At 68.6% G+C, this 23,727-nt stretch carries 17 protein-coding genes; 9 read left to right on the top strand and 8 right to left on the bottom strand.

The genetic code is table 11. The features are described from left to right. The first annotated feature begins 55 nt into the window (after window positions 1–55). The 4 genes from ABE85_RS20790 to ABE85_RS20775 all read left to right on the top strand — a co-directional run bounded on the left by ABE85_RS20790 (window position 56) and on the right by ABE85_RS20775 (window position 6,449). Complete coding sequence (locus ABE85_RS20790; RefSeq protein WP_067279117.1) at window positions 56–2,122, top strand: ATP-dependent helicase; 2,067 nt, start codon at window positions 56–58, stop codon at window positions 2,120–2,122. A 255-nt stretch (window positions 2,123–2,377) separates the two neighbouring features. Continuing rightward, the gene (locus tag ABE85_RS20785; protein ID WP_067279114.1) at window positions 2,378–2,986 is read left to right on the top strand and encodes an ImmA/IrrE family metallo-endopeptidase; all 609 of its coding nucleotides are present in this window, start codon (window positions 2,378–2,380) and stop codon (window positions 2,984–2,986) included. Window positions 2,987–3,090: 104 nt separating this feature from the next. After that, window positions 3,091–3,789, top strand: a complete 699-nt coding sequence (locus tag ABE85_RS20780) for a lysoplasmalogenase (RefSeq protein WP_067279110.1) — start codon at window positions 3,091–3,093, stop codon at window positions 3,787–3,789. Continuing rightward, on the top strand, window positions 3,786–6,449 hold the full coding sequence (locus tag ABE85_RS20775; protein WP_157522698.1) for a hypothetical protein: 2,664 nt from the start codon (window positions 3,786–3,788) through the stop codon (window positions 6,447–6,449). The genes ABE85_RS20780 and ABE85_RS20775 overlap by 4 nt, the downstream gene beginning before the upstream one ends. Before the next feature lie 173 nt (window positions 6,450–6,622). Here ABE85_RS20775 and ABE85_RS20770 read toward each other — a convergent pair whose 3' ends face one another. The 4 genes from ABE85_RS20770 to ABE85_RS20755 form a co-directional block, all read right to left on the bottom strand. Then, window positions 6,623–7,735 carry an IS481 family transposase gene (locus ABE85_RS20770; protein WP_067270535.1) on the bottom strand — a complete coding sequence of 371 codons (1,113 nt, stop codon included), beginning with the start codon at window positions 7,733–7,735 and terminating at the stop codon, window positions 6,623–6,625. A 140-nt stretch (window positions 7,736–7,875) separates the two neighbouring features. Beyond that, on the bottom strand, window positions 7,876–8,712 hold the full coding sequence (locus ABE85_RS20765; RefSeq protein ID WP_067279104.1) for a LytTR family DNA-binding domain-containing protein: 837 nt from the start codon (window positions 8,710–8,712) through the stop codon (window positions 7,876–7,878). A 67-nt stretch (window positions 8,713–8,779) separates the two neighbouring features. Next, window positions 8,780–9,232 (bottom strand): hypothetical protein, encoded by a 453-nt coding sequence (locus ABE85_RS20760; protein ID WP_067279101.1) that lies wholly within the window; start codon window positions 9,230–9,232, stop codon window positions 8,780–8,782. Beyond that, window positions 9,229–10,773 carry a sensor histidine kinase gene (locus tag ABE85_RS20755; RefSeq protein ID WP_067279098.1) on the bottom strand — a complete coding sequence of 515 codons (1,545 nt, stop codon included), beginning with the start codon at window positions 10,771–10,773 and terminating at the stop codon, window positions 9,229–9,231. The genes ABE85_RS20760 and ABE85_RS20755 overlap by 4 nt, the downstream gene beginning before the upstream one ends. A gap of 517 nt (window positions 10,774–11,290) precedes the next feature. Between ABE85_RS20755 and ABE85_RS20750 the strand changes: the two genes are divergently transcribed. Continuing rightward, window positions 11,291–12,079 carry a hypothetical protein gene (locus ABE85_RS20750; RefSeq protein ID WP_197507098.1) on the top strand — a complete coding sequence of 263 codons (789 nt, stop codon included), beginning with the start codon at window positions 11,291–11,293 and terminating at the stop codon, window positions 12,077–12,079. Window positions 12,080–12,150: 71 nt separating this feature from the next. Here ABE85_RS20750 and ABE85_RS20745 read toward each other — a convergent pair whose 3' ends face one another. From ABE85_RS20745 to ABE85_RS20735, 3 genes are all read right to left on the bottom strand, one after another. Continuing rightward, complete coding sequence (locus tag ABE85_RS20745; protein WP_088407733.1) at window positions 12,151–12,720, bottom strand: YceI family protein; 570 nt, start codon at window positions 12,718–12,720, stop codon at window positions 12,151–12,153. A gap of 114 nt (window positions 12,721–12,834) precedes the next feature. Then, entirely contained in the window at window positions 12,835–13,395 is a 561-nt protein-coding gene (locus ABE85_RS20740) for a YceI family protein (RefSeq protein ID WP_197507386.1), read from the bottom strand. A 162-nt stretch (window positions 13,396–13,557) separates the two neighbouring features. Beyond that, window positions 13,558–14,133: a cytochrome b gene (locus ABE85_RS20735; protein ID WP_067283235.1), complete on the bottom strand. Its 576-nt coding sequence runs from the start codon at window positions 14,131–14,133 to the stop codon at window positions 13,558–13,560. 322 nt (window positions 14,134–14,455) lie between these two features. On the opposite strand from ABE85_RS20735, the gene ABE85_RS20730 reads away from it, so the two are divergent. From ABE85_RS20730 to ABE85_RS20715, 4 genes are all read left to right on the top strand, one after another. Further along, entirely contained in the window at window positions 14,456–15,031 is a 576-nt protein-coding gene (locus ABE85_RS20730) for an HD domain-containing protein (RefSeq protein WP_067279086.1), read from the top strand. 289 nt (window positions 15,032–15,320) lie between these two features. Next, entirely contained in the window at window positions 15,321–17,123 is a 1,803-nt protein-coding gene (locus ABE85_RS20725) for a hybrid sensor histidine kinase/response regulator (RefSeq protein WP_067279082.1), read from the top strand. Then, window positions 17,083–21,096: an alpha/beta fold hydrolase gene (locus ABE85_RS20720; protein WP_082938805.1), complete on the top strand. Its 4,014-nt coding sequence runs from the start codon at window positions 17,083–17,085 to the stop codon at window positions 21,094–21,096. The genes ABE85_RS20725 and ABE85_RS20720 overlap by 41 nt, the downstream gene beginning before the upstream one ends. Beyond that, window positions 21,093–22,856, top strand: coding sequence for an alkaline phosphatase D family protein (locus tag ABE85_RS20715; protein ID WP_067279077.1), 1,764 nt, complete (start codon window positions 21,093–21,095; stop codon window positions 22,854–22,856). The genes ABE85_RS20720 and ABE85_RS20715 overlap by 4 nt, the downstream gene beginning before the upstream one ends. Before the next feature lie 159 nt (window positions 22,857–23,015). Here ABE85_RS20715 and ABE85_RS20710 read toward each other — a convergent pair whose 3' ends face one another. Further along, window positions 23,016–23,663, bottom strand: a complete 648-nt coding sequence (locus ABE85_RS20710; RefSeq protein WP_157522691.1) for a hypothetical protein — start codon at window positions 23,661–23,663, stop codon at window positions 23,016–23,018. Window positions 23,664–23,727: the final 64 nt, after the last annotated feature.

Below are 23,727 nucleotides of genomic sequence, written 5' to 3'. Positions count from 1 at the left end.
TGTACGTCCCGCTATCATCCCCGGCCCCTTCGCGCTTTCCTGTCCCGCACGTTCCATGTCCAAAGCCCAGCTCAACCCCGCCCAACTGGCGGCGGTGCATCACCTGTCGGGTCCTTGCCTGGTGATCGCGGGCGCGGGTTCGGGCAAGACGAGCGTGATCACGCAGAAGATCGCCAAGCTGATGTCCGAGGGCTACCGGCCGAAGAACATCGCCGCGATCACGTTCACGAACAAGGCCTCGCAGGAAATGCGGGAGCGCGCCAAGCACCTCGTGGGCAACAAGGCGGGCTCGGAACTGCTGGTGTCGACCTTCCACTCGCTGGGGGTGCGCATCCTGCGCCAGGACGGGCGCCACCTCGGACTCAAGGAACAGTTCTCCATCCTCGACTCGGACGACGTGCTGTCGGTGCTGCGCGATGCCGGCGGCACGACCGACGCGGCGACGGCGAAGTCCTGGCAATGGACCATCTCGCTGTGGAAGAACCAGAACCTGAGCCCGCAGCAGGCGCTGGCCTATGCGAAGGACGACATGGAGCGCGCCGCCGCCGTCGTCATGCAGCGTTACCAGGAGCGGCTGACCGCGTACCAGGCGGTCGACTTCGACGACCTGATCGGCATGCCGCTGAAGCTGCTGCAGACCAATGAAGAGGCGCGCGGCAAGTGGCAGGAGACGCTGCGCTACGTGCTGGTTGACGAGTACCAGGACACCAACGCGGTCCAGTACGAGCTGCTGAAATGCCTGGTCGGCGACCGCGCGATGTTCACCGCCGTGGGCGACGACGACCAGTCCATCTACGGCTGGCGCGGCGCGACCATCGAGAACCTCAAGAAGCTGCCGGTCGATTTCCCGCAGCTGAAGATCATTCCGCTGGAGCAGAACTACCGCTCGACCAGCGCGATCCTGCGCGCGGCCAACAACGTGATCGGCGGCAATCCGAAGCTGTTCCCGAAGACGCTGTGGAGCGAGTTCGGCGAGGGCGATCCCATCTCGCTGATCGAGGCCGACGGCGAGGAGCACGAGGCCGAACGCGCCGTCGCCCGCATCCAGGCGATCCGGGCCAACGAGCCGACGACGAAGTTCTCCGACTTCGCGATCCTCTACCGCGCCAACCATCAGTCGCGCATCTTCGAGCAGGCGCTGCGCCGCGCCGAGATCCCCTACAAGGTGTCCGGCGGACAGAGCTTCTTCGACCGCACCGAGATCAAGGACCTCTGCGCCTGGCTGCGGCTGCTGGTGAACCAGGACGACGATCCGGCGTTCCTGCGCGCGGTGACCACGCCCAAGCGCGGCATCGGCCACCAGACCTTGGGACACCTGAGCGAGTTCTCGGCGAAGTGGAAGCTGTCGATGTTCGAGTCGCTGTTCGCCGAGTCGCTCAAGGCGACGCTGTCGAGCAAGGCACTGCACGGGCTGCACGAGTTCGGCCGCTACGTCGTGGACCTCGAGTACCGCGCGCGCCATGCCGTCGGCGCCGAGGAGGGCAAGGCGCTGATCATGGAATGGCTCAAGGACATCGCCTACGAGCAGCACCTGATCGACCAGGAAGACAACGAGAAGGTCGCGCAGGCCCGCTGGGGCAACGTGCTCGACTTCGTCGACTGGGTCGCCAAGCGCTGCGGCGGCGAGATCTCGACCGACGGCGGCATCACCACCGAGAGCCCGCGCCAGACGCTGCTGGAAGTGGCGCAGACGATCAGCGTGATCCTGTCGCTGGCAGAACGCCAGGAGGAGCAGGACCAGGTGGTGCTGACGACGCTGCACGCGTCCAAGGGCCTCGAATGGCCGCACGTGATGCTGGCCGGCGTCAACGAAGGCCTGCTGCCCTTCAAGGCGGAGAACGACGAACTCACGCCCCAGCGCGTCGAGGAAGAACGCCGACTGATGTACGTCGGCATCACGCGCGCGCGGCGCACGCTGGCGGTGTCGACGCTGCGGCGGCGCAAGAAGAACCGGGAGACGGTCATGGGCGTGCCCAGCCGCTTCATCGCCGAGATGAAACTGGGCGAGGGCGGGGTCAAGGAAGACCCCCGGGAGAAGCTCAAGCGCATGCGGGAGCAGCTCGCCGCCAAGGCCGCCGATACCGCGGCGAAGCAGGCGCAGGCGGCGAAGGACGACCGCTGAGTCCTGCGCTGGGCCAAGCGCGGGCTCTCCACGATGCATGAGGGCTCCCTCCAGGACCCTCAAGCATCATTCCGGCCCCACTGGCACTCGCTGACTACCCGTTGTCGACGACCGGTGATGGGGAACTGGCAAGACCTGTCACTCGAACAGTCAGTGACAGTGGTGGGCGAACGATTCTTACTGGTTCGAGTCATTTCGCGGCGACGCACAGATTTCTAGCATCCGGTCCCTCTGCGCCTGCCGAGGAGACCGACCATGTCCGCCGCCCCGATTTCCTGCTTCCCGTTTCGAGAGTCCCGCACGCCCGCCGAAGTCGCGGCGCGGCACGGCGTCATCGATGCCGCCGCCGATGAACTGCGCAAGGCGCATTGGGACCAGGCCACCCTGCCGCTGAGCGCCCTCGAACTGGCCGCGGGCGCCGGCGTCGAGGTCCGCGACCGCGGCGGCCCGCAGGAGCCGATGTATCCCTATCGCGGCCGGCTGCTGTATCTGGATGAGAAGCCGGTGATCGAGCTCAACCTGGCCGAGGAACCGATGCGTCGCCGCATCGTGCTGGCGCATGCGCTGGGGCATCACGTGCTCGGGCACGGCCCGGTGCCGCCGGAGACGGCGCCCACCCTGTCGACCCACGGCCCCCGACGCATCGAGCAGGAAGCCCACCGCTTCGCGCTGGACCTGCTGATGCCGGACTTCGCGATCTACCGGCTCATGAACCAGGGCGTGGTCAGCGCGCGCCGGCTCGCGGAGAAGTTCTTCGTCCCCGAGTCCGCCGTCCACGAGCGTCTGCAGGCCTGGATCGACACTGGTCGCACCTGTGAACGGACCTTGAGCGGACCTGTAAGGGGACCTGGAGCGGACTTGTGACCGACTTGTGAGCAGACTTGAGAGCGGCAACCACCCTGTAAGGTCTGCCATGTCACCCTGAACCGGGGGGTAGGCGTCGTCTGCAAACGGCAAAATGCCGCCGCATGACAGCCTCCGCCGCCAAGTCCGCCACCTGGCTCACCGCCGCGCTCCCGCTGCTGACCCTGCTCAGCGCGGCCGCCGCCATCCTCGCGTTGTCCCAACCCGCGCCACTGCCGCCGGCCCTGGCTTTCGTCTTCAAGCCGCTGACGACGGTCCTGATCCTGCTCTACGCCTGGCCCCGCGGTGCCGATCGCCCGCGGCTGGCGCGCTGGCTGCGCGCCGGGCTGCTGTGTTCGCTGGCGGGCGACATCGCGCTGCTGTGGCCGGAGCAGGGCTTCCTGCCCGGTCTGGTGAGCTTCCTGGCGGCCCATGTCTGCTACACCGTCGGCTTCTGCACCCGCAAGAAGCTGGGCGCGGTGCGCTGGCCCTTCCTGATGTTCGGCGTCATCGCGGCGGCGGTGCTGGGACAACTCTGGCCGCACATCCCGGGCGAGCTGCGGGCACCGGTCGTCGTCTACGTCGTCTGCCTTTCGGCCATGGCGGCGCAGGCCTGGACCTGGTGGCGTGGCAGCGTCGGCCAGCCCGATGAGCCGCTCGCGCGCTGGGCCGCGTGGGGCGGCACGCTGTTCGTGTTTTCCGACGCGATGCTGGCCATCAACAAGTTCGCCGGTCCGCTGGAGATGGCCAGCGTCTGGGTGCTGGCCAGCTACTGGCCGGCGCAATGGTGCATCGCCAGCAGCCTGGGACGGTCGCGCGCATGAAGTTCGTCCTGCCCCGGGGCCTGTCGTCCCTGACCAGGATGGTCACCGGCGTGGCGTGCGCAGCCGTCGGACTCTGGCTCATGCGGCACTACCCGGTGCAACCGGTGGCCGCCACCGCCTTGTGGGTGGCGATCGCGGTGGCCAGCTTCTTCGGATGGCGCTCGCTGCCGCTGCTGGTGCCGGCGCTGGTGCCGGTGATCGGCTTCGCGCCGTGGACCGGCTGGATCACTTTCGAAGAGCTGGACCTGCTCGTGCTGGCCGTCGCCGCTGGCGGCTACACGGCGCTCGCGCTGACCGTGCCGCCGAGCAAGCCGGTGGCCTGGCGCTACCGCACGCTGCGCTGGCGCGCGGCGGTACGGGTGCTGATGGCGGTGTTCGCGTTGTCCGCGTTCATCGCGGTCTGGCGCGGGTTCGATCAGGCCGGCGGCGTGGACTTCGGTTTCTGGCAAGGCTTCCAGGAGCCGATGAACAGCCTGCGCGCCGGCAAGAGCTTCTTCCTGGTCCTGCTGCTGCTGCCGCTGTGGCAGAAGGCGTCGGACCTGCGGCCTTCCTCGGTGCAGCGCCTGTCGCGCGCGGCCTGGGTGCTGGTGCTGATCACGACCTCGCTGGGCGCGGTGTGGGAGCGCTGGGTCTACACGGGGCTGCTGGACTTCTCGTCGGACTACCGGACGACCTCGCTGTTCTGGGAGATGAACGTGGGCGGCGCGTCGCTGGACGGCGCGCTGGCGCTGAGCCTGCCGTTCGCGATGCTGTGGGCGATGCGGGAGCGCCGCCCGCTGAGCTTCGCGGCGGCGCTGGCGGTGATGCTGCTGGCGTTCTATGCGTCGCTGACGACCTTCTCGCGCGGCGTCTATCTGGCGGTGCCGTTCGGCATGGCGCTCTGCGCGCTGCTGTGGGCCGTGCAGCGCCGCGATGAGCAGAATGCGCCGCGACAGGACGGCGCGCCGTCGTCGCCTGTCTTCCCCGGCGCGCGCGCGAAGGTGCCGCTCGCCTGGTCCGTCGGCGTGATCGCCGGGACCGCCGTCGCCGCCTGGGTGCTCTTCGGCGCCGGCGGTTATCGCGCGCTGCTCGCGCTGTCCGGCAGCGTCGCGGTGCTGCTGGCGATGCCGGCCTCGCGCGCCGCCTGGCCGCGCGGCCAGCAGCGGGCGCTGATGGCGCTGTCGCCCTTGCCCGCGCTGCTGCTGGCCTCGCTCGGCGGATTGCTGATCGACCTGGTGCCCAAGGGCGCCTATCTGATCGACGGGATCCTCGTCCTGCTCGGCCTCGGATTGGCCTGGCTGTGGCGCGGCGGATTGACGCAGCCGTCGCAGGCCTTCGCGCTGGCGGTGGTGTGGATGGCGTCGCTCGCCGGGACGGGACTGGTCGCGGCGAATTGGGGCGGTGGACAGGACCTCGTCGCCATCGCGCTCGTGCTGTCGGTGCTGGCGATCGCATGGATCGCGACGCAATGGTCGCCGCGGGTCGGCGCCGATCTGCGCACCGCCGGCTGGCGCATCCGGGGCCTGGTCTGGACCGGTTGCCTGCTGGCGTGCGCGGTGGTCGCGGCGCTGGGCGGCGGCGCCTACATCGGTCAGCGGATGTCGACCGGGCAGCAGGACTTCGAAGGCCGCCTCGAGCACTGGCGCGTCAGCCTGGGACTGCTCAAGTCCATGGACGAATGGCTGCTGGGCAAGGGCAGCGGACGATTCCCGGCGAGCTTCGCCAACGGCGGGCCTTTCGAAGAACGCGTCGGCGACTACCGCCTGAACCCGGCCCGGTCCGAGATGCCCGCGTCCGGCCTGCCCGGCACGGAGCCTTCGCCGAACCCGACCGTGACGCTGACCAGCGGCCTGCATCAGATGGGCCACGGCGAGATGTTCCGGCTGAGCCAGCGCGTGCCGGCGGTGGCCGGCGAGGTCGCGGCGACGGTGACGCTGCGCACGCAGTTCAAGACGCGTCTGCGCGTGGAGATCTGCGAGAAGTTCCTGCTCTACCCGCTGCGCTGCGTGGACCGCGAGGCCGATGTCGAGCCGAAGGGCGGCGCGTGGCAACCGGTGCAGTTGAAGCTGGGCCAGGCGCCCGTCGACTTCGGCGGCCGGGCCTGGGCGCCCAAGCGTCTGGTGGCGTCGGTGACGCAGAACTGGCGCGGCGGCGTGCTGGAGATCGCATCGATCTCGATCGCCGACAGCGTGCACGGTCCGGTGATCCAGAACGGCGATTTCAGCGATGGTCTCGCGCGGTGGTTCTTCACCAGCGACCGCAACCACATGCCCTTCCACATGAAGAGCCTGCCGGCGCATGTGCTGTTCGAGCAGGGCCTGTTCGGCCTCGCGCTGTGGACCAGCCTGCTGGTGACGGTGCTGGTGCGGCTGAGCTTCGGCGCGGGTCGTCACCATCCGCTGGCGCCGGCGGTGGTGGGCGGGCTGGCGGGCTTCGTGGTCGTGGGGCTGTTCGACAGCCTCATCGACGCGCCGCGGATCGCCTTCCTGTTCTACGCGCTGATGGCGCTGGGACTCGGCCTGCGGGCGTCGTCGCGGAAGTCGAACCGCCCGGGTGATCCCGACTCGCGGCTGGAATTGGAGACGCTGCAGCCGGAGCTGGAGTCCGCCTTCGAGGATGCGCCGGAAGTCCGCCGCGCGATGGCGGCGGCGGGTGTGAAGCTCAAGGGTCCACCACGCTGACTGACTGCCACGTCTGCTGGCCCTCACCCCCACCCTCTCCCGCAAGCGGGAGAGGGAGCAAGAGGAGCCAGTGCCGCGAGTCGCGCCGGTCGGACTCCCTCTCCCGCTTGCTGTATGGACCGAGGACATGGGTGACAGGTGTGCCAGGACATGGGTAACAGGTCAGGTCCAGGTTAGTCAGCCTGGCACAGGTCAATCATGCGTACTTTTTGATGGCAGAAGAAGACATCGAAGCTGCCATCAAGATCCAGGTGAGGTCGTAGGGCTACAGGCTGGCCGATGAGGCCTCTGCCGACGCGGTAGGTGTTGCCTTTGAAGGCGATCCGTCCACCGTATCCGACCCGGCGCACGATGGCGCCATCGCCATATTCGACGGGCCGCAAAGAGCTTGGCATCGAGCGCGGGCTGGCCGCGTAGCGGCTGGCTGGCGTGTCCATGCCCAGCGCTTGATGCGGGCGCTTGGCGTTGTACAGATGCCGCCACTGGATGAAGTGGTGCTGGGCATCGTCCAGGTCCTTGAAGTGCCGACTGGCCAGCAACTCGGCTTTCAGGGTGCGATGGAATCGCTCGTCCTTGCCGTTGGTCTGAGGATGCATCGGTCGGCTGTGGCTCAACCGCACTCCCAAGCGAATCAGCCAGACGCCCAGCTCGGTGAGTGCTCCGCGCGTCGGCGAGCCCCAGGGCGGACCGTTGTCGGCGTTGATGCGCTCAGGCAGCCCATAGCGCTCAAAGGCGCGCTGCAGCACCGGCTGCACGGACTCTAGCCGCTCGTTACTCAGCGCTTGCAGCACGATGTTGAAGCGCGAGTGATCGTCCAGCACGGTCAGCGGATGGCAGCGCTCAGTGTCGGTGGCGAAGTGGCCCTTGAAGTCCATCTGCCACAGTGCATTGGGCGTCTCGTGCTCGAAGCGCTGCCATGCCGTCGCGGCCTGGCTTGCTGCCGGGTCGATCAGGCCGTTTCGGCGCAGCACCCAGTTGGCTGTGCTGGCTGCTACGTGCACACCATGATCGCGCGCCAGCACCTTCGCGATCTTGCGACCGCCCCAAGCAGAACATTCGGCCCGCACTGCAAGCACCTGCGCCTGCAGCTGTTCGGGCGTACGAGTCGGCGAGGTGTGTGGTCGCCGAGATCGATCCTCGAGATCGTCTCGGCTGAGCCACTTGTAGCCTGTCTTGCGGCTGATCCCGCTGCGTCGACATAGCTCGCTGATATTGGCGCCAGGCTGTCGGGCCAGTCGAACAAATTCCTCTCGTTGATCCTTCACGGTGTCTTGGCTCCAGGGCAACTTCGTCCTCCCGCTGACTAGGCGGGAAAAGTGTCACCCATGTCCTGGCACGCCTGTTACCTATGTCCTCGGTCCATACAGCTTGCGGGAGAGGGCGGGGGTGAGGGCCAGCGGCGGTGGCAGTCCTGAAGCCTTCGGCCTCACATCCCCTTGAAGAGATGCGTGTAGCTGCGGCTGACCTCGAGCTTCTCATCGAGCCCGCGCACGCCGACGAGCTGCCGACCGCGGAAGTCCCGCCCGATCCCGTTGATCGCCTTGACGTTGACCAGCGTCGAGCGGTGGATCTGCCAGAACAGCTTGGGATCGAGCTCGTCGACGAGTTCCTTGATCGGCTTGCGGATCAGCGCCTCGACCGTCGTCGTCTGGACGCGGGTGTACTTCTCATCGCTGATGAAGAACAGCACGTCCTCGACCGGGATCATCTGGATGGTCTGGCCGACCGAGGCCTGGATCCACTGCAGGTACTGCGGCGAGCCGCTGGTGTTGTTCACCCGCGCCGACAGCGAGTGCAGCAGCTGCTGCAGCGTGCCGGTGCTGGGGCCTTCGGGCTCGACCTCGCCGCTGCGCAGCGCCAGACGCTTCTTGATGCGCTCGACGGTGACCATCAGGCGATCCCGCTCCGCCGGCTTGAGCACGTAGTCGCAGACGCCCTGTTCGAAGGCCTCGACCGCGTACTGGTCGTAGGCGGTGATGAAGACGATCTCGGGCAACGACCAGTCGTCGTCGTCGGGCAGCTGCGCGATCTGCTTGGCGGCCTCGACGCCGGTCAGGCCCGGCATGCGGATGTCGAGGAAGACCAGGTCGGGCTTGTGCTCCTTGACCAGCTCGACGGCCTCCAGGCCGTTCTTGGCCTCGCCGACGATCTGGAGTTCGGGCCAGACCTCGGCGATGCGGCTGCGCAGCTGCTCGCGCATCAGGCGTTCGTCGTCCGCGAGGATGGCGCGCGGGCCTTGGGGGGTGTCGCTGGTGTCGCTCATGGGAGGCGATGTTAGGGCAGGTGACGGTCGATCCGGCGGCGGACTCGAAGGTGGGCCTGGGGCGGACTCAGGCGTGCAGGGTGGGCTCGCCCGGGGACGTCATCGTCGGCGCCGCCGGAGCGGACGGAACCCGCGGCGTCTTGCGCGGCTTGTCCCGCACCAGCAGCCAGACGACGAGCCCGATCAGCAGCAGCGGCGAGCCCACCACCGCGCCGACGCCCGCCAGGGCGGCCAGCGCCACGAGCGCGACCGCGCCGAGGATCAGCAGCGGCAGGCCGAGGCCGAGCAGCAGCACCAGCGGCACGACCAGGCACATCACGACGAAGGCGATGATCAGGCCGAGCCCGGCGCCGAAGGCATCGGCCACGCCCATGCCGCTGAGGATGACCTCCTCGCCGTCGACGGTGAGGTGCACGCCCGGCACATCGCCGAGCAGATGGACCACGCCCCAGCCGAGCAGCAGCGCGCCGGCGACGAGGATGAATCCGAGGACGAGAAAGGTCTTGAACAGCGTTTTCATGCGTGTGCTCCTTGCGATCCTGGCGACCCTTGTTCGGGGGCGTGGTGGGAGGACGTCCGGTAGGGGACGGTGATGATCACGACGGTGCCGGAGGGCTGGTTCTCGGCGACGGTGACGCTGGCGGCCTTGCCGTAGAGCAGCGAGAGGCGCTCGCGGATGTTGGCCAGTCCGACGCCGGTGCCCGAGGTCGCGGCGCGGCCGAAGCCCAGGCCGGTGTCGGCGACGGTGACCTGCAGCTTGCCGTGGACGATCTCGGCCTTGAGCAGCAGGCTGCCGCCTTCGGCCTTGGGCTCGAGGCCGTGCTTGATGGCGTTCTCGACCAGGCTCTGGATCATCATGGGCGGGAACTCGGCGGACAGCAGGCCGTCGGGCACCTCGATGCGGGACACCAGGCGCTCTTCCATGCGGACCTGCAAGATCTCGAGGTAGGGCCGGATGACGGCCATCTCGCGGCCCAGGTCGCGCACGCCGCCGTTGGCGTTGGCCTCGCGCATGGTGGGCATCGAGGCCCGCAGCAGCGCGATCAGGTTCTTCTGCATCTGCGAGGCGCGCGGCGGATCGGTCTCGATCAGGTGGTCGATGGAGGCCAGCGTGTTGAACAGGAAGTGGGGCTCGACCTGCGCCTGCATCGCGGCCATGCGGGCCTCGACGACCTGGCGGCGCAGCGATTCGGCCTCGGCGGTCTCGGTGGCCTTGGCGGCCTTCACTTCGGCCTGCAGGCGACCCTTGTAGGTGGCCTTCAGCAGCGCCGAGGCCAGCACCACCAGGACGGCCAGCTTGTCCAGGAAGTCGCCCAGGTGCACCGTGCGGTACCGGGTCTTGCGGGAGGTCTCGCGCTGGACCTGTTCGAGCTCGTCACGCGCTTCCTCGGCGTCGGCCTTGGCCTGGCGGGCTTCCTCGGCGGCTTCCTCCAGGGCGCGCTTGGCGTCGGCGGCGGCGGATTTCACCGCGTCGCGGATGGCTTCGCGCTGCTTCTCGTTCGGGATGCGGATGTCGACGGACGGCAGGCTGGGATCGACGGCCCCTTCGGCGTCCGCCGCGGAGGCGGCGCTGGCGGCGGCCGCGACCGGATGGCGCGGCACGATGCGCACGCCGCGGCTGTCGATCTGGACCTCGTAGCGCAGGCCTTCGCCCTCGACCGCGTCGGAGGCGCCGTGCCCGGCCTCGGAGCCGGCATTGGCGGCGTCGGCGGGCTGCGTGGCCTTCTCCACCTTCTTCTGCGCCTCGGCCACCTTCTTCTCCACCTCGGCGGCGCGCTCCTTGTCGCGGCGGTCGCGGTCGGCGTTGCGATCGCGGCGCAGGTCCTTGGGCGGATGGATGGTCTCGGTCGTCTCGACCGGCAGTTGCCAGCTGAAGGAGAAGGGCGGGAGGGTCTGGAGGATGTTGGCGCCGATGATCAGCATCACCGCCAGCAGCGTGAAGCGCTTCCAGGTGATGGAGACCAGCCAGTTGCCGTAGGCGTGGAAGACCTGCTCGGCAGTCTTCATGAAGCTCTGCCAGCGCTGGCGCGGGGTGGGGGAGGCGGGAGTCGGCGCGTTCATGGGAGGACCTGTCGTATGGAGCGCACTTTACGCAAGACCCCGAGGTCCCCGGGGCGGCGGGCGACGCGCCGTGCGGACGGCGGGATGGACTGCACCGAACGGCGACAGGCCGGAGGTCTATGGGGCGTGAAGACGCGGGCCAGCCGGCCCTTTGCTGGCCGGTACCCCGGATTGGTCAAATTGCCTGCGTGAAGTCGTTCACGGCTGATGTCGGGGTGACCCAAGGCGACGGACGATAGACGTCTTGGCCTGCTGCTGCGCAGCGTTCTGCGACCCAGAAAGCTCAACGCCACCCGAAGGTGGCGTCTTGCTCTACTGCTGCTGCGGGCATCACCGGCTTTGGAACCTGCCAAGAGGTGCGGGAGTGGGATCCGCAGTGCCTACGGGGCTGGAGATTAGCGAGTTGAACTTGACGAGTCAAACTCTTCCACGAGCGGAAGCGCCGCAATTGACGATCTCGCAGTTCGCGTCAGAGTCGACGGCGACTGAGGTCCTCCAATGCTTGTCCGCTGCTCGGATGACACCGTACAGCGCTGCGTTTGCGCCGGCATCGGATACAGCGACATTGGGCTGCTACCAGTGGGCGCAGGCGCTGAGTGCCAGCATCCATCCGTTCGTTGGACTGGTCGAGGTGGTGTTGCGGAATGCGATTCATCGATCCCTCTCGATGCAGGTCTCGGCGCAGTCCAGCGCGTCCTTTGCCTGGTATGACCGGGCAGTGCCTGGCGCGATCCCGCTGAAGGGGAAATCGTTCGAGCGGATCGAATTTTTGCTGTCCGAAGGCAACCCGCCCATGCGCAAGCAGCCGCAACCGTCACCGGACGCGGTCGTGGCATGCCTATCGTTCGGGTTCTGGCCGAATCTGCTGGAAGGCCTGTCGAATCGACACGCGCCGAGGACGTTCACGGAAGTCTTCCCGCATCATCCGCACTCGAAGCCGCCGTATTGGAGCCGGGAGGTCAACAGGCAACCCGTGCTGCTTCGGATGAAGCGCCTTCAGCAATTGAGGAACCGGGTCTGTCACTTCGAACCCATCTGGAAGGCGCACTGGTTTGCAAGCGGCCATCAGCGCAGCAGCCACTGGAGCCATACTGTGGCCGCGTTCCGGCAGTTTCATGAGGAACTGCATCAGTTGCTTGCATGGAGTTCGCCGGAGTCTGCGGCCGCCTATCGAGCCTCATTCGGTTGGGACTGGTTCAACAAGCTTTGCACGACGCACGCGGTGACGGCATTCATGGCAGACCACGCGAACAGCGGGCGGTTGATATCCATGGCTGCCGGCGTCCCCGTCACGGCCGCGGTGTAGCAACGCCACAAACGCGAAAGGCCCGCTTCCGCGGGCCTTCCGGCATTGGTTGTGAAGTGTTCCCGAGGGGATTACTGCTTCACGGCCTCGACCTGGACGATGACCTTGATGTCCTTGGAGAAGCCGTACTGGATGCCGTAGTCGACGCCGAAGGCGGTGCGGTCGAAGGTGGTCTCGAAGTCGCCGCCGCAGACTTCGCGCTTGAGCATCGGGTTCTCGTAGCAGTTGAAGTTGGTGGCCGTCAGGGTCACCGGCGCGGTCTTGCCCTTGAGCGTCAACTGGCCGGCCACCGTCGCGACCTTGTCACCGGAGAAGGTGAACTTGTCGCCGACGAACTTGGCCGTCGGGTTGTTGGCCACGTCGAAGAAGTCCTTGCTCTTCAGGTGGGTGTCGAACTGCGACGAACCGGTGCTGATGCCGTTCATGTCGAAGGTGATCTCGACCTTGCCCGACTTGCCGGCCTTGTCGAACTGCACGGTGCCTTCCTTCTTCTCGAAGCGGCCGCGGTTGGTCGAGGTGCCGAAATGCTTGATCTCGAACGTGGCGTAGGTGTGCGTCGGGTCGATCGCGTAGGTCGCGGCTTCGGCTTGCGCCAGGCCGGTGACGGCGATCAGGGAGGCGAGCAGCAGGGCTTTCTTCATCATGGTAATGGGTCCTTGTCGACCAGGGGTCGCAACAGTGGTGGAAACCGCGGCGGGTACCGCGATGGAAAGGAACCGGGCGAAGGACCCGGACCGGTTGGAAAGAATCGGGGTTTACAACGGCGCCATGCCGGTGATGGCCAGTTTGAACTTCACCTGCACGTCGTTGGCGACGATGGAGGTGTCCTTCCATTCGCCTTCGCCGATGTTGAAGTCCAGGCGCTTGATCGCGAACGCGCCGGTCGCCGTCGTCGTGCCGCCGGCCTGCGCCAGCGCGACCGGGACGACCACGTCCTTGACCTGACCCTTGATGGTCAGCTTGCCGGTGGCCTCGAACTTGCCGCCGCCCAGCGCCTTCAGCGCCGTGCTCTGGAAGGTGGCCGTCGGCACCTTCTTGACGTTGAACCACTCGGGCTTGACCAGCTCCGCGTCGGTCGCGGCGTCGCCCAGCGTGGCGCTGCCCAGCTCGATCGACAAGGTCACCTTGCCGGCGGCGGCGTTCTTCGGATCGAAGGCCAGTTGAGCGTCGAATTTCTTGAAGTGACCATCCACCGGCACGCCCATCTGGCGGAAGGTGAAGGCGATGTCGCTCTGCGCCGGCACCAGCTTGGGCGCGGCCGCTGCCGTGGCGGGAGCCGCCGCGACAGGCGCAGCCGCCGGCTTGGTCTGCGCCATCGCCGGCGCCACCAGGATGAAGGCGGCGCTCAGCACCGACAGCGCGGTGATCGAGAGATGGGTGGCCATGCGTGCGGTCATGTGGTCCTCTGCGGGTCTATGAAGGGACTTGGATCCCCGTTGGGGGTCAGGTGTTGTCCGGGTCGATCGGGGTCGGTGCGCTCAGGCGCGGCCGGGGAGCATGCGCCGCAGCAGACCGTCCTTGTCGAGGACGACATGCTTGACCACGGCGCCAAGGTGGGCAAGGACGAGCAGGCCCAACCCGTAGGCGAAGAACTGGTGGACCTGCTTCAGCGATTCGGCGAGTTCCTTGTCCTTGCCGACGAAGTCCGGCAGCGGAAGCACGCCGAACCACACGATCGGGAAGCCGGCCGCCGAGCTGTAGGCCCAGCCGCTCAACGGCACCGCGAAGAAGGCCGCGTACAGCAGCCAGTGCACCGCGTGGGCGCCCAGCTTCTGCCAGCCCGGCATCGGCAGGTCCGCCGGCGGGCGGTGCGTCAGGCGCCACAGCAGCCGCAGCGCCGACAGCGCCAGGATGGTCACGCCGGCCCACTTGTGCCAGTTGAAGAGCTTGAGCCGCGTCAGCGAGAAGGGCAGGTCGGCCATGTACCAGCCCACCGAGAAGGTGCCGATGATCGCGATCGCCAGCACCCAGTGGAAGAGCATGGCCAGGCCGTCGTACCGGGTCTTGCCCGCGGGCGCCACCGGCGCCGCGACGGCCACCGGAACCGGGGGCATCGTCTTCGCCGGCGACGTCACGGCCACCGGCGGTGCCGCGGCGTCGAGCGTCTCGGCGGGCAGCGTGGGCTGCTGGTCGGGATCGTTGTTCTGGGGGTCGATGGCGGTCATGTCGGGCTCGCGTCCTTGGGAAAACCTGGGGCGTCAGGAGGTCCGGGCTGGCATGCAGTGTCTGCGTGCGCCCTCCCTCGTCGGTTCACCGGAACTGAGGCCACTGTTCATCCAATTTGAATGGGAGCCCCGACCATGCTTCACAGATCCGTCATGGGCGGGGTCGAGACTGGCGCCCGCTCCGCCCTTGGAGCGATGGCTAGGAGTTGCCATGGACCTGATCGCCAAGATCGAGGCGGTGTTTCACCGTCGCGGACACCTGCAGTACGGGGACGAGCGCCGGGAACCCGTCACCGCGTTGGAGCACGCGCTCCAATGCGCCCAACTCGCCGAGTGGGCCCACGCGGAGCATAGCCTTGTAGTCGCCGCGCTGCTGCATGACATCGGGCAGCTGATGGACGGCGGTCCCGCCACCCCCCTGCGGGACGACGAGCACGAGCTGACCGCGTTGCCGCTGCTGCGCGCCGGCGGGCTGGGCCCGGCCGTGGTGGAGCCGATCCGGCTGCACGTCGCCGCCAAGCGCTATCTGGTCAGCACGGACCCGGCGTACGGGCCGGGACTGTCGGACGCCTCGCGCCACAGCCTGGCGTTGCAGGGCGGTCCGATGAACGCGGAGGAGCGGCTGCTCTTCATGGCCCATCCGCAGGCGAGCGCCTCGCTGCAGCTGCGCCGCTGGGACGACCTCGCGAAGCGGCCGGGCATGCGCACGCCGCCGCTCGGTTACTACCTGGTCCTGATCGAGGAGCTGTTGCGCGACACGCAGGCCCCGTTGCGGGTCCGGGTGTAAAAGAATGTCTCCCTCTTGAGGGGGATATCCGACCCGCGGGTCGCTTTGCATACTGGATCCCGATCGCTCGCTGCCTGGACCTCAGCGTAGTGATCAAGGGGAGGAGTGCTATGCCGACCTACCAAAGCCCGCAAGGGTGGCGGTGGTCGGCATAGTTTTATCTGCGTGGCGCAGGGCGAACGCTTGGGCGTGAAGGGAATCGGCAAGATATATTGCCCGCCCAGAACAAGCTTTACACAACCCATGCAGTTCCCCTCGCGGCAGCGGCCAGGCGCTGTCTGTTCCGGTCATGGCGGGTGAGCGCAGCGCCGAGCAGGCGAGCGTCGAGCTCGAGCTGCTGCGCCTGATCGGCAAGCAGGGCCGCCGCGTCCCGTATCCGGTGAGCATCGCCGCGCTGATGATGGCGGTGATGGCGGCCAGCGTGATGTCGCCCTGGCTGGCCTACGGATGGCTCGCCATCGTCTACGCGGTGCTGGTGACGCGCTGGGCCGTGCTGGGCCGGCTGCCGGAGATGCAGGACCGCCCGCTCGAGCAGCGCATGGACTGGGCCGTGTGGCTGAGCCTGGCCAACGGCCTGGCCTTCAGCGCCTCGCTGATCGCCGCCCCCCACCTGAGCGACTTCCAGCGGATGGTGCAGACCATCGTGCTGCTGGGCCTGTGCGCGGGCGCGGTCGCGACGACCGCCGGGCACCGCGTGGTCTTCCAGGTCTTCCTCTGGCCGGTGACGCTCGCCACGGCGCTGTCGTGGGGGCTGTTCCACGAGCCCGGCGCGGAGCACCGCTGGCTGGACTGGGTGCTGTCGGCGCTGATCGTCTTCTTCGGCCTGATCCTGACCGGCCTGGCGCGCGACACCTACCGCGTCTTCGCCGAATCGGTGCTGATCCGGCTGCAGCAGAACAAGAGCAACCAGCAGCTGCGCCAGGCGCTCGCACAGGCGGAATCGGCGATGGCGGCGAAGACGCGTTTCCTCGCCTCCGCCAGCCATGACCTGCGCCAGCCGATGCACACGCTGTCGCTGTTCGGCGCGGCGCTGGACAAGCGGCCGCTGGACAACGAGGGCCGCCTCATCGTCACGCAGATGAACCTGGCGCTGCACTCGCTGTCCTCGCAGATGGACGCGCTGCTGGACATCTCCAAGCTCGACGCCAACGTGGTGCCCGTGAACAACCAGGTCTTCGCCCTGCAGCCCTGGCTGGGCCGGCTGCAGCGGGAGTTCCAGCCGGCCGCCATCCGCAAGCACCTGCTGCTGCGGCTGGACTGCCCGCCGGAGGCCTGCGTCGAGAGCGACCCCGTGCTGCTGGAGCGCGTGGTGCGCAACCTGATCGACAACGCGCTGAAGTACACGGCGCGCGGCGAGGTGGCGATCGAGGTCAACCGCGGCCAGGACGAGGAAGTCTGGCGCCTGTCGGTGCGCGACACCGGCATGGGCATCCCGGAACACGAGCAGCAGCGGATCTTCGACGAGTTCTACCAGGTCGGGAATCCGGAGCGCGACCGCGCCAAGGGCCTGGGGCTGGGCCTGTCCATCGTGACGCGGCTGGTGGACCTGCTGGACCTGCACCTGGCGCTGCGCTCGACCCCGGGCCACGGCTCGAGCTTCATGCTGAACGTGACCGCCGCCGACATCGCGCTGGTGCGGCCGGGCGCCGCGCCGACGCAAGGCCCGGCGCTGCCGCCCATGCGCGTGCTGGTGATCGACGACGAGGAGCCGGTGCGCGTCGCGATGCACGCGCTGCTGACGGCGCACGGCTGCCAGGTGCTGCTGGCCGGCAGCACGCGCGAGGGCCTGCTCAAGAGCATGGGCCAGCAGCCGGACCTGCTGCTGACCGACTTCCGTCTGCGCGGCGGCGAGGACGGCATCAGCGCGGTGCGCTCGCTGCGAAGCGCGTTCCCGGGACTGCCCGCGCTGATCGTGAGCGGCGACACTGCGCCCGAGCGCTTGCGCGAGGCCCACGACGCGGGCCTCATGCTGCTGCACAAGCCAGTCACCGAGGAGCTGCTCATCAACGCGATGCAGGCGGCGCTCGCCGAATATCGCAGGGAGGGTGCGGATGTCTCGACCGTTCGAGGAGGCGCCGAGAGTCCGCTCTGAGGGCACGCGCTGGCTGTCACGGCCGCTCGAGGACTGGATGGCCGAGCGGCTGGCGAGCCCGGAACCCGGCCCGGCCGCCGTGGACGTGCTGATCGTCGGCAGCGGCTACGGCGGCGCGGCGGCGGCGCATGCGCTCGCGGGACGACGCGACGAAGCGGGGCGGCGGCTCAACGTCGTCGTCCTCGAACGCGGGCGCGAGTACCTGCCCGGCGCATTCCCCAGCCGCTTCGCCGATCTGCCGGGACACGTGCGGCTCGTGCGCCCCGGCGCGGACGCGCCGATGGGGCGGCGCGAAGGGCTCTTCGATCTGCGGCTGGGGCCGGACGTGTGCGTCGCGCTGGCCAACGGCCTGGGCGGCGGATCGCTGATCAACGCGGGGGTGATGGAGCGGCCCGATCCGTCGGTGTTCCGCGAGCCCGGCTGGCCGCAGGCGTTCCTGGACGAGGACATGACGCCCTGGTTCGAGCGCGCGGAGCGGCTGCTCGGCGTGCGCGATGACGAGGGCGACAACACGATCGAGCGGCTGCGCGCGAAGACCGGTTTCAAGACGCGCCGGCTCGACGCGTTGAAGGCGCTCGGCCCGACGGGCACGCGCGCCGCGAGGATCCAGGTCGCGATGGATGACCGCCCGCGCGGTGCGGCCGACTGGTCGCACCAGCCTTGCATCGCCTGCGGCGACTGCGCCACGGGCTGCAATCACGAGGCCAAGCAATCGCTCGACACGGGCCTGCTGCTGCAGGCCTGGCGTCAGGGCGCGGAGCTGGTCTGCGGCGCGAGCGTCGAAACGCTGGCGGCGGTTCCCGGCGCCGGCTGGCGCGTCACGCTGCAGCACACCGACGAGCTGTTGCGCCAGCGCCAGGGCGAGCCCTTCGAGGTGCTCGCGCGGCGGGTGATCCTCGCGGCCGGCACCCTCGGATCGACGGAGATCCTGATGCGCTCGAGGGATCGCGGGTTGACGCTGTCGAGGATGCTGGGCCAGGCGTTCTCGGCCAACGGCGATGTGATCGCGGTCGGCCACGAATGGCCGCGCACGGTTCACGCCGTCGCCGACGAGGATCAAACGCCCGCGGCGCGCCAGGTGGGCCCGACGATCACCGGGGTGTGGGCGGCGGGGCCGGACCATGTCGTCGAGGACCTGGCGATCCCCGGCGCGCTGCGTCCGATCTTCGAGGAGAGCTTCGCGCTCGCGGCGACGCTGGACGCGCTGGCGCATGCGAACCCCGGCGCGCACGAGGAACGCGCCGACTTCGACGATCCCTTCGCGGTGCGGCCATCGGTGACCGAGCGTCAACTGCCGCTGGCCATCGTCGGGCGCGACAGTGGCACCGGCCGACTCGTCCGACGCGAGGGCTTCGAGGAACCCGGCGGGCTGCAGGTCGACTGGCCCGGTCTGCGCGACGAGCCCGCGGTCGCGCGCCGTCATGAGGCGCTTGAACGGCAGCTCCGCACCCAGGGGGCACGCTTGCTGCGCAATCCGCTGTGGCAGCTGCTGCCGCCGGAGATGGCCTTCCTCACGAACGACGCGCGAGGGCCCATGGTCAGCGTGCATCCGCTCGGCGGCTGCGCGATGGGCGACCGCGGCAGCGACGGCGTCGTCGATGCCATCGGGCGGGTGTTTTCCGGCGACGACGAGGCCACGCACGACGGGCTCGTGGTGCTCGACGGCGCGATCGTGCCGGGCTCGCTCGGCATCAATCCGGCGTTGACGATCAGCGCGCTCGCGCAACGGGCGCTGGATCAACTGACGAGCCTGTGGCAACTGGGCGCGCCCTCGCCGGTGACCGCCCGCCGGGAACCGGAGCGGCCCGTCTTCCGTCAGCTCGCGGGGTCTGCCGACTCGACCTCGACCCCTACGGTGATCGAAGTGCGCGAGCGCCTCGGCGGCTTCGTGCGCTGGTCCGGTGCGCCGGGATCGCCGGTGAAGTACGTGGAGCTCTGCGTCGTCTACCGTCCGAAGGCGCTGGTGGAGCTGTTGAGACCTGGCCCCGAGCGTCGGTTGATCGTGGCACCGGGCAGTCGGTTGCGTGTCTTCGAAGCCCGCGAGCGCCGGCCCGGATCCTTCGAGATCGTCGGTCCGGAGCCGGGGGATGGCCGCCTCTGGGCGCATGAGGAACGCGGTGACGAGCAGGCGCTGTTCACGGCACCGCTGGCCGAAGGCGCGCTGACGCTGTTCCAGCGCGAGGAATCGGGATCGCTGCGGCGACACGCGCGCGGCCTGTGGGCGTGGGCGATCAACCGCGGCGTGCGCGATTCCTGGCAAGGCCTGATCGACTGGGCCGGACGCCGATCGCCGCCCAAGGCACCGGGCGCGGCGAGAGCCGGACTGCGCGCGCGGGCCGTCAACGCCTGGCACCTCGCGGGTCACGCGGGCGAGGCACGGGTGATGCGCTACCAGGTGCTCATCGATCCGGCCGCGGCGCTGCCTGATTGGGCCGCCGCCTTGCGCGGCCAGCCACTCCGGGGAACCAAGCGCATCAGCTACACCCGGCGCGGCAATCCCTGGGCGCAGCTGAGTCGCATGGTGCTGACGCCGGTCGCCGGCATGGCGCCGCCGGCGGGCGCGCGGGACATCGTGCTGACGCTGGACATGCACCACCTCGCCCGCGAGCGCGTGCCGCTGCTGCGCATCCGGCAGGCGCGCGACATTCCCTCGGCGGTGCGCGACGTCGGCGCGCTCATGGCCTACGTCGCGCGGATGACGATCGGACTGCATGCCTGGACCTTCCGCAAGCCCGACGAGGCGCCGCCGCGGCGCATCTCGCGGCTGCCGGGCGCGGTGCCCGGCCTGCCGGATCCCGTGGTGACCGAGATGGCCGCCGGCCGCTGGGGCGACGCGGGCGCGCAGCGCCAGGACCTCGACCGCGCAACCCGCGAGGACGACGACCGGCCGGTGCTGATCCGCCTCACGCGTTACGCGCGACCGGGCGGCGAACCGGTGCTGATGATCCACGGCTACAGCGCCAGCGGCACGACCTTCGCGCATCACTCGGTGCGGCCGGGTCCGGCGAAGTTGCTGTGGGACGCGGGCTACGACGTCTGGCTGCTGGACCTGCGCACCAGCGCCGGACTGCCGACCGCGGCGCTGCCGTGGACCTTCGAGGAATCCGCGTTCAACGACATCCCGCTGGCCGTCGACCGCGTGCTGCGCGAGACCGGCCGCGCGCAGCTGACCGTCTTCGCGCATTGCATGGGCTCGGTGATGCTGCACATGGCGCTGCTGGAGCCGCGTCAGCAGCCATGGGAGCGCTGCTTCGCGCTGCGCGCGGTGCTGAAGGAGCGGATCTCGAAGCTGGTGATCTCGCAGGTCACGCCGCTGATGGTGATGTCGCCCACCAACAGCCTGCGCGGCGTGCTGATGCAGTACCTGAGGCCCTACCTGCCGCTGGGCACCTACGCGTTCCGGCCGGAGGGCACGCCGACGCTGTTCGATCACCTGCTCGACCGGCTGCTCGCCAGCCTGCCGTATCCGGACGCGGAGTTCGACCTGGAGAACCCGCCGCCCTGGCCGCCGTGGCGGATGCGGCGCACGCCGTGGACGGCGACGCGGCATCGCATGGACCTGCTCTACGGGCGGGACTTCGCGATCGGGAACGTCGACCGCGCCGTGTTCGATTTCATCGACGACCACTTCGGGCCGCTGAACATGGACACGGTGGCGCAGGCGATCCATTTTGCGCGGTGCCACGAGATCACCGACTGGCAGGGCGCGAGCGTCTACCTCGACAGCCTGGCGAAGAGCCTGGCGCTGCTGAAGGCCTTCCCGGTGCTGTCGCTGCACGGCGAGGACAACGGGCTGTGCAGCGCCGACAGCGCGGAGCTGCTGAAGGACTACTACGACCAGGCCGCGCCGGGTCGTTATCGATACCGGGTGATCGCGGGCCACGGGCACCAGGACTGTCTCATCGGACGCCATGTCGCGACGCAGGTGTTCCCGCACGTGCTGGCCTTCCTGGCCGAGGCGCCGCAGCCATGAGCGGCGTCCTGCATGCGGCCCGGCGGGGCACGGCGGCCAACGCGCTGCTGATAGGCGCGGAGGCGCCGGGGCATCGCGTCGAGCGCGCGCCGCCGGAGACGGGCCGCGTGCCGCTGCTCACGGCGCTGCGGCCGGAGCGCGGCTGGCCGCATTGGCTGCTGTGGGTGCCGATGCGGTGGCGGGGGGGATGGGCGTATGAGCAGTTGCCGCTGCCCTGGCGCATCGAGCCCTTCGTGCTCCCGGGCGTGGGACAGCCGGGCGCGCCGTGGCGCCTCTCGCTGGCCGTGGAGGCGTTCCCGCCTTCCGCACCCCGCTTCTTCGATGGCGACGATGAAGAGCGCGGCGAGGCGCGCGAGATCGACGTCCAGGGGCTGCTGCTGGTTGCGCTGTACCTGGAGCCGCGCGCGCTCGCCATGGAGGGCGCGCATCGCGGCGTGATGCACGAGCTCGGGGACGAGGAACTGCGCGCGCAGGTGGAAGGCGCGCTCGATCAGTTCTTCGATCTGCCGCCGCATCGATGGGCGCATGGCTTCGTGCCGTCGCCGGATGAGGCCGAGGTCGCGGCCGATGACGATGACGATGGCGGCGGCGGCGGCGGCGGCGACGGCGTGTGCTTCGCGCTCGCGGCGTGCCAGTACCCGCCGGGGCTGCTCGATGCGAGCCCGGGTTGGGAGCTCGATGCGTCGCAGGCGGGGCCGGGTCTTGCGTCGCTGGCGCGTCTGCATCGATTCACGCGGTCGACGGAGAGAGGTCGGGACTGCTCGCTGGTGCTGTTCGCCGGCGACCAGATCTATGCGGATGCGAGCGGCGGGTTGGCCGATTCCCGCAGCGGCATCGAGCGCTACGCGTGCGGCTACGGCGAGTTCAAGGCCGGTCCGGTGCGGCTGCTGCCGCCGACGGTGGCGCGCGTCGTGCAGGCGGTCGACGACCACGAGATCGTCGACAACTGGGAGCCGAGTCCTGGTGCGAGCCACGGCGGCAACGGTCCGTGGTTCGACGTCGCGCGGCAAGCGGCCTGGCATCACCGATGGGAGGCAGGCGCGCGCATCGGCGGCCCGGAGCTGCTGTGGCACGAATTCGACTGGCGCGGCGCGGCCTTCTTCATCGCCGATGCGCGCTGCGAGCGCGAGTCGCGACGCGTCGCGAACTGGTCGAGCGCGCGGCTGTGGTCGACCGCGCAGCGCGATGCCTTTGGCGAGTGGCTGTCACGCGGCGCGGCGCAACAGAAATTCGTTCTGAGCGGATCGCTGCCGCTACCGCGGCGCCGCACGACGGTGGAGCACGCCGCAAGCTGCCTGCGCTCCGATGCGTGGGATGGTTATCCGCACAGTCTGCACGAACTGCTGGGGGCGGTGTGGCGGCATCGTGCATCGGGGCTGGTGTTCCTGTCCGGCGACGAGCACCGCTCCGGTTGGGTGAGCGCGGAAATTTCTGCCGTCGACGGCGGCGAGGATGACAACCACGCGCCGGTGCGGATCCACTCGGTCCACAGCTCGGCGCTGTATGCGCCGTGGCCGTTCGCGATCACGGCCACCGAGGAGCTTGCTGCGCCCGACGCATTCGAGTTCGATGGACCGGAAGGGCAGCGCCTGCGTTGTGTGGTCAGCGCGTGGGCGGATCATCCGGGCGACGGCTTCGCAGTGCTTCGAGTTCGAGGCGGCGACGTCGAACTCTGGTTTGACCGAGCCGGTCAAATTTCGGACTTGCCGGATGGGGTGTTGTCATCTGGAAATCTTGCGCCGACCAAGTCGCGTCGATAGACTTCAGGCCTCAAGATCGAACCAGGCGGAGTGAGAAGGTCGAGCCGCCCGAGCAATCGGGTCCCAGCTGGAATGGGAGTTCGCGGTGACGCGATAGAGAACCCCGCGTGCGGCGGCCACCTCCGGGTGGCCGCCTGTTTTTTTGTGCAATCGCTTCGGTCAGCCCCTCAAAGGTTGTCGCAGGCAAGTTGCTTTCAGCAGCTTCGCAAAGCTGACTTTCCGGCCCTTCGTCAAGCTGGCATCAAACGGATGTTTCAGATAGGCCGATTGAACCTTGAGCACGAGTCGGCGTTTCCGCTTGGCATCACGGCTCAATTCGAAGAACAGCACATAGTGCTGCTGCGACGTCCCAGTCTTGCTGTTCACCGATTCGACAGTGACGAAGTTCTGCGGCTGTTCACGGGCGATGCGGATCGCACGTTTTGGCAGTTCCCTGATGATCCTGGGCAGATGCATCAACGACAGGGAATGGCGCTCTTCGCAAAGTACGCGAATCTCTTGACCGTCGTCGAAAAGCTCGCCCGTCGGAATCATGTGTTGCGGCCTGCCGTCCCAAGAGACTGAGCGTGTGAAGCAATGACTTGAGAAGTACGCGACGACCACGATGTCGAAGCCGAGTCCCGGGTCGATCCGGAATGCCATTGGCTCGAGATGGGTGAGGTCCCACGGCGCACCAAAGCGTGTGACGACCCTGCTTCGGTTTCGCGGCGATACCGCATCGAGGTGCTCTGCCACCGGAATATCGGTGATCGCGCTTGAGGAGACCGTGGCTGCGTGCGGCTCACTCTCCAGTGTGGAACTGATCATGACGAGGGGATGTCTCGGAACAGCGGGGCGGTCATGTTTCCGGCCCAGTTCCTTTCATGCCTTG

The organism is Mitsuaria sp. 7 (genome assembly GCF_001653795.1).
Taxonomy (GTDB): domain Bacteria; phylum Pseudomonadota; class Gammaproteobacteria; order Burkholderiales; family Burkholderiaceae_C; genus Roseateles.
Note: the sequence above shows the minus strand (reverse complement) of the source record. Positions and strands in the feature narration are given on the sequence as shown.